The 5337-nt window shown below is 58.3% G+C and carries 7 protein-coding genes and 1 pseudogene; all 8 read right to left on the bottom strand.

Annotation, left to right across the window (positions count from 1 at the left end):
* Positions 1-190: pseudogene (locus tag R6T97_RS14595) on the bottom strand (NADH-quinone oxidoreductase subunit D); the annotation flags it as partial.
* A 3-nt stretch (positions 191-193) separates the two neighbouring features.
* Positions 194-1087, bottom strand: coding sequence for a sulfotransferase (locus tag R6T97_RS14590; RefSeq protein ID WP_410350021.1), 894 nt, complete (start codon positions 1085-1087; stop codon positions 194-196).
* Entirely contained in the window at positions 1087-1701 is a 615-nt protein-coding gene (locus R6T97_RS14585; protein ID WP_410350020.1) for an NADH-quinone oxidoreductase subunit C, read from the bottom strand. Before R6T97_RS14585 ends, R6T97_RS14590 begins: the two co-directional genes overlap by 1 nt.
* An 81-nt stretch (positions 1702-1782) precedes the next feature.
* Positions 1783-2313 carry a NuoB/complex I 20 kDa subunit family protein gene (locus R6T97_RS14580; protein ID WP_055686068.1) on the bottom strand — a complete coding sequence of 177 codons (531 nt, stop codon included), beginning with the start codon at positions 2311-2313 and terminating at the stop codon, positions 1783-1785.
* Positions 2304-2669, bottom strand: a complete 366-nt coding sequence (locus R6T97_RS14575) for an NADH-quinone oxidoreductase subunit A (RefSeq protein ID WP_410350019.1) — start codon at positions 2667-2669, stop codon at positions 2304-2306. Before R6T97_RS14575 ends, R6T97_RS14580 begins: the two co-directional genes overlap by 10 nt.
* Before the next feature lie 122 nt (positions 2670-2791).
* The gene (locus R6T97_RS14570; protein ID WP_410350018.1) at positions 2792-3700 is read right to left on the bottom strand and encodes a hypothetical protein; all 909 of its coding nucleotides are present in this window, start codon (positions 3698-3700) and stop codon (positions 2792-2794) included.
* Positions 3701-3801: 101 nt separating this feature from the next.
* A complete protein-coding gene (locus R6T97_RS14565; RefSeq protein ID WP_410350017.1) occupies positions 3802-4587 on the bottom strand; it encodes a crotonase/enoyl-CoA hydratase family protein in 786 nt (261 codons plus the stop codon).
* A partial coding sequence (locus R6T97_RS14560; RefSeq protein WP_410350016.1) for a hydroxymethylglutaryl-CoA lyase occupies positions 4584-5337 on the bottom strand: 754 nt, incomplete at its 5' end. The genes R6T97_RS14560 and R6T97_RS14565, both read right to left, overlap by 4 nt.

The raw sequence follows: 5337 nt of genomic DNA, 5'->3' as shown, positions 1-5337 counted from the left end.
GCAGGCCGATGTGCGGGTCGCACCGCTCTACGATCTCGCCGTCAAGCTCCAGCACCAGACGCAGGACGCCGTGGGCCGCTGGGTGTTGCGGACCGAAGTTGATGTTGAAGTTCCTGATCTGCTGCTCGTCGGTCGCAGCGTCAGATGATCCATCATCATAGATATTTGTACGGATATCGCCGTCCATCATGGCTCAAGCCCTCGCTAAATTGTCTTGCCACCGCTGTGGCAGAGGCCCGACATTGCGGGCCACCCATTCGTAGTGTTCGTTCAGCATCCCCAAAGCCCGAGGACGCAGTTTGTCCAGCATCACGACTTCCGGCCCTTCGTTGGCCGCGTGTGCGACCTCTGGTTCAACCGGCCTGATCCCGAGAAATGCACAAACACGTGCCAGTCCTTGGGGTGTGAACAGGTCTTCGGCGAACTGGACCAGCAACCGCCCCTTGGGGATCACGCGTCGCAGCTTGCGAATGATATTGGGGTAATCCCCCCGCTCAAGGATATGCGTCTCTTGGCCACGGTTCAGGATGCGGTAAAGAATGTTGTTCGATTTCTTGGCGTATTGCTCATGCTCTTGGCGCTGGCGGCGGGCCTGCATGCGGATATGCGACCACAGGCGGTCAAGCGGGTCCCTGATCAGATAGAGAAATTTGGTATTGGGAGAGAGGTCACGCATCCGAGCGAGTGCATCATCACAAAGCGTTGCGTAATTTGGCGTGATGTCTGCCACCACCTTTGCCGAGGCACGCCCGTCCAGCAACCAGGCGGTGTAGACCGTGTCGTTGCTCCGGTCTCCCTCGAGCACTGCGATCAGCGCCTTCATCTCGTTGATGCGGCGATCCATGTTTTCAACCTGCCAACCGCGACCTTCTGCATCGGCGCTGGATTTGGCGGCGCGCATGTCGCGCAGGCGCACACGATACGCGGCAAGCTGCTTTTCACGCTTATCGGGATCAAATGTGTCCCAGTAATGGGCTTCCTTGACTGCAGGCATTTCACACTCGGGATGATCGTGCAGATAGCGATAAAGCCATGAGGTGCCGGCCTTTGTGGCACCGACGCAGTAAAGAAGGGTTGGCGCGGCCATCAGCCTGCTTTCTCTTCTTTCTTCTTCTCATCACCGGGCAGGATGTATTCCGCACCCTCCCACGGTGACATGAAATCGAACTGGCGGTATTCCTGCACAAGGCTGACCGGTTCGTAAACCACCCGCTTTTGCACCTCGTCATAGCGCACCTCGGTGTAACCGGTCGTCGGGAAATCCTTGCGCAGTGGATGGCCGCGGAAACCATAGTCCGTCAGGATGCGGCGCAGGTCCGGGTGGCCGGAAAACAGGATACCGAACATGTCGAAAACTTCACGTTCGAACCAGTTGGCAGACGGATGGACCGAGATAATCGACGGTGCGATGTCTTCTTCACGCAACTGCACACGCAGGCGAATCCGCTGGTTCTGATACATGCTCAGGAAATGGTATACGACATCGAACCGCTTGGCGCGGCTGGGATAGTCGACCGCCGTAATATCCACGAGCGATGAAAACTTGCAGGTTGCGTCGTTCTTGAGAAATTCCACAAAGCTGACGACCACGGATGGCGCGACCGTCACGGTCAACTCATCATGGACAATGTCCCAAGACAGCACACAATCCGGCCGTTTCATTTCCAGATGAGCACCAAGGTCTTGCAGGGCTTCGGTCATGTCTTAATCCTTTCACCGCAATTAGCGCACGATACATTATACACGCGCGGCCTAGCGCACGATATATTACTGACGCGCGGCCTAGCGCACGATCGTCCCTGTCCGACGCATCTTGCGCTGCAATTGCAGGATGCCGTAAAGCAGCGCCTCGGCGGTTGGGGGACAACCCGGCACATAAATATCAACGGGCACGATCCTGTCACAGCCACGCACAACCGAATAACTATAGTGATAATACCCGCCACCATTGGCACATGAACCCATCGAGATCACGTAACGCGGTTCCGGCATCTGGTCGTAAACCTTGCGCAGCGCGGGGGCCATCTTGTTGGTCAGCGTACCCGCCACGATCATCAGGTCGGACTGGCGCGGAGACGCACGCGGTGCGGTGCCGAACCGTTCAAGGTCGTAGCGTGGCATGGAGGTGTGCATCATCTCGACCGCGCAGCAGGCCAGACCAAAGGTCATCCAGTGCAGCGATCCGGTGCGCGCCCAGTTCACGATATCCGCAGTCGAGGTCACAAGAAAACCCTTGTCCTGCAACTCGGAATTAATCAGCTGCGCACCATGCTCTTTGTCAGCACCCACAGCGGTTCCGGTCATCACTCCCATTCGAGCGCTCCTTTTTTCCATTCGTAGGCAAAGCCAATGGTCAGGACACCCAGAAATACCATCATCGACCAGAAACCGACCATGCTGATATCCTGAAAGGCGACCGCCCACGGGAACAGGAACGCGACCTCAAGGTCGAAGATGATGAAAAGGATCGCGACCAGATAGAAACGCACATCGAATTTCATCCGTGCATCGTCAAAGGCGTTAAACCCGCATTCATATGCCGACACTTTTTCGGGATCCGGATTGCGGACCGCAACAACGGCGGCAGCGATGATCAGGATCAGGCCCAGCGCAATCGCAAGCCCCAGAAAAATCATGATCGGCAGGTATTCAGAAAGCATTTCCTGCAAAGGGTGTTCCTTTCGGCTCGGCACGCGAAAGATGCGTCCGTCTGTTGGCTGCCAGATGCATACCTTTGCTGCCCCGAAGGGTCAACCAAGCGGAGTGTCACAGGTGATCAATTCGAAAGGATTTATTCGGTGCGGTTGGCGACCGGCGCACGCGGTGACAAAATCATGCCTGCAACCGACAAAAGCGACACGGCATGAGCAAGGCCATTGGCCCGCGCGTCGTGGCCCAGAATAATATCCGACATTTCTGTAAGGTTGTCCGCCTGCTGATCTGTCAGCCAGAACAAGGCGTGCATCCCTGCGGTGAAATCACCGGGCATATCCGTCACTTCGAGCCGGCATCCAGTTTCGCTTGGAGAATAACACTGCGACGTCACGGTGACCGAGCCATTAGGCAGGACGATCATCACATCATGCCGGTTGTCGGTTTCAGTCAGCACTTTCGCATCCACTCTGACGATCAAGGGCTGATCGGGGTTTTCGGAATCATCGCGGTGATACGATGCAACCGCGACGTTGAAGAAGCCGTTGTCATCCACAGGGCCGGTCAAAAGGCGACCACGCCGGATTTGCGGCTGCAGCGCACATTGGCGGCGGGCGACCGTGGCAGAGCATGGCAGGTCAAGTCCGGTCTTCAGGCGCAGGCGGATCAAAGGGCCGGAATAGGCCAATATATTGAGGACAATCTGCAAGAGTGCCATCAAGACGCCCATCGCGGCGACCGCAAAGGTGACAAGAAGCACGAGGGCGGCAGATTGATGCGCTTCCGGCGCCCAACCCGCGATAATCTTGATCACCGGCATCGCGACAACAAGCGCCGTCACCCCGAGCGACAGGCTGATCGTCTCAAGCGTCACGTTCGGAAATAGCACCACGTGACCAACGACAAGAAAGGCAACGGCCAAGGATGCAATCGTCGCGCGCTCCGGCGACAGCACGGCGGGGTCCAGCACGGCAATCCCCAGCATCACAATCACAGGCAGCACCACGGCCACAGCGATCAAGCGGCGCAACCGCATCACGCGATACATTATTTGTTCACTTGTCGGCCATACAAAGAGCATCTGTCTCTCCACTTCAAGATACAGAATGGTCCGCGAATTCAGTCAGAAGTGAGACGAAATTTGGACAATTAAGGCGCACTTGTGACGGCCCAATCGGGTTTTCGGCGCTCAAAAAAGGCGGAAATGCCTTCTTTCGCTGAACGGCCCTCCCATTGGGCAATCAAAACGTCGATAGAGCGGGCAATCACCGATTCGTCGATGACGGGCCCCAGACTGCGGGCAAAGGCCTTGGCAGATGCAACCGCATCGGGGGCGCATTGCAGGTACGGGGCCACTTCCGCCTCAACGGCCTGATCAAGCTCCGACGCCGGAACCGCCTTGGCCGCAAGCCCCAGATCAACCGCCTCCTCCGCATCGAAAAGACGTCCTGACATGAACACCCGCCGCGCATGCGCCTCGCCCATCCGGGCCAGCACATAGGGGCCAATGGTCGCCGGTATCAGCCCCAGTCTGGTTTCCGTCAGGGCAAACCTGGCGTGATCTACGGCAATCGCCACATCACAGACGCAGGCCATGCCGATGCCGCCGCCAAAGGCATTGCCTTGCACACGACCGATGACCGGCTGCGGCAACGTGTTGATCGCGCCCAGCATCTGCGCAAGAGACCGCGCTGCGGCCCGCCGCATGGTGGCGTCACCTGCCATTTGATCCTGCATCCAGCCCAGATCACCGCCCGCGCAAAACGATGGCCCCTGCCCGGTCAGAATGACCACACGGATTGACGCGCCGGCTGCTATCTTTGCAGCCGCAGCACTGAGGTCATCAATCAGCGCCTGAGACAGGGCATTGTGTTTTTCCGGTCGCGCCAAAGAGAGGGTCGCCACACCTCGGACATCCACACTCAGATCAATCATCGCATCGCTCTCGCCAATTCAGCCGCCTGTGCAACCACGTCGTGGTCGACACCCGTTTGATATCCTAATCGCTGCAACAGGTCCAAGACCGCCCCTGTCGCCACATTGCCCGGTGCACCGGGGGCATAGGGACAGCCTCCCAAACCGCCAACGGCAGTGTCAAATGCGCGCAAGCCAAGTGCGAGCGATGCTTCGATATTCGCCAGCGCCCGCCCGCCGGTATCGTGAAAATGTCCCGCCAGTTCTGCCGCAGGGGCGACGCCCAGAACCGCCTCCAGCATCGCCGCGACCCTTGCGGGTGTACCTTTCCCGATCGTATCGCCCAAGGACACCTGCATCGGGCCCAGATCGCGCAACAGCCCCACCGCATCGGCAACCTGCTGCGGGTCCGTGGGGCCATCGAATGGGCAATCCGTGACGCAAGACACATACCCCCGCACCGCGACCTTCTTTTCGCGCGCAGCCGCCACAACCGGATGCAAACGCACCACCGATTCAGCGATAGAGCAATTGAGGTTGTTCTGTGAAAAACCCTCCGACGCAGCAATGAAAACCGCGATCTCGGTTATCATGTCATCGCGACGGGCATTCAGGAAATCGTCCCAACCGCGCATATTGGGGACCAGCACGGCATAGCGCACACCCGGCACGGGCGTCAGCTGCGCCAGTACCTGATCGGTATCGGCCATCTGCGGTACCCATTTAGGGCTGACGAAGCTGCCCACTTCAATGTCATGCAGTCCTGACCTG

The sequence above is a fragment of the Yoonia sp. genome (genome assembly GCF_046498525.1).
Taxonomy (GTDB): Bacteria; Pseudomonadota; Alphaproteobacteria; order Rhodobacterales; family Rhodobacteraceae; genus Yoonia.
The sequence above is the reverse complement of the archived record's forward strand: the minus strand, read 5'-3'. Positions and strand labels throughout refer to the sequence as shown.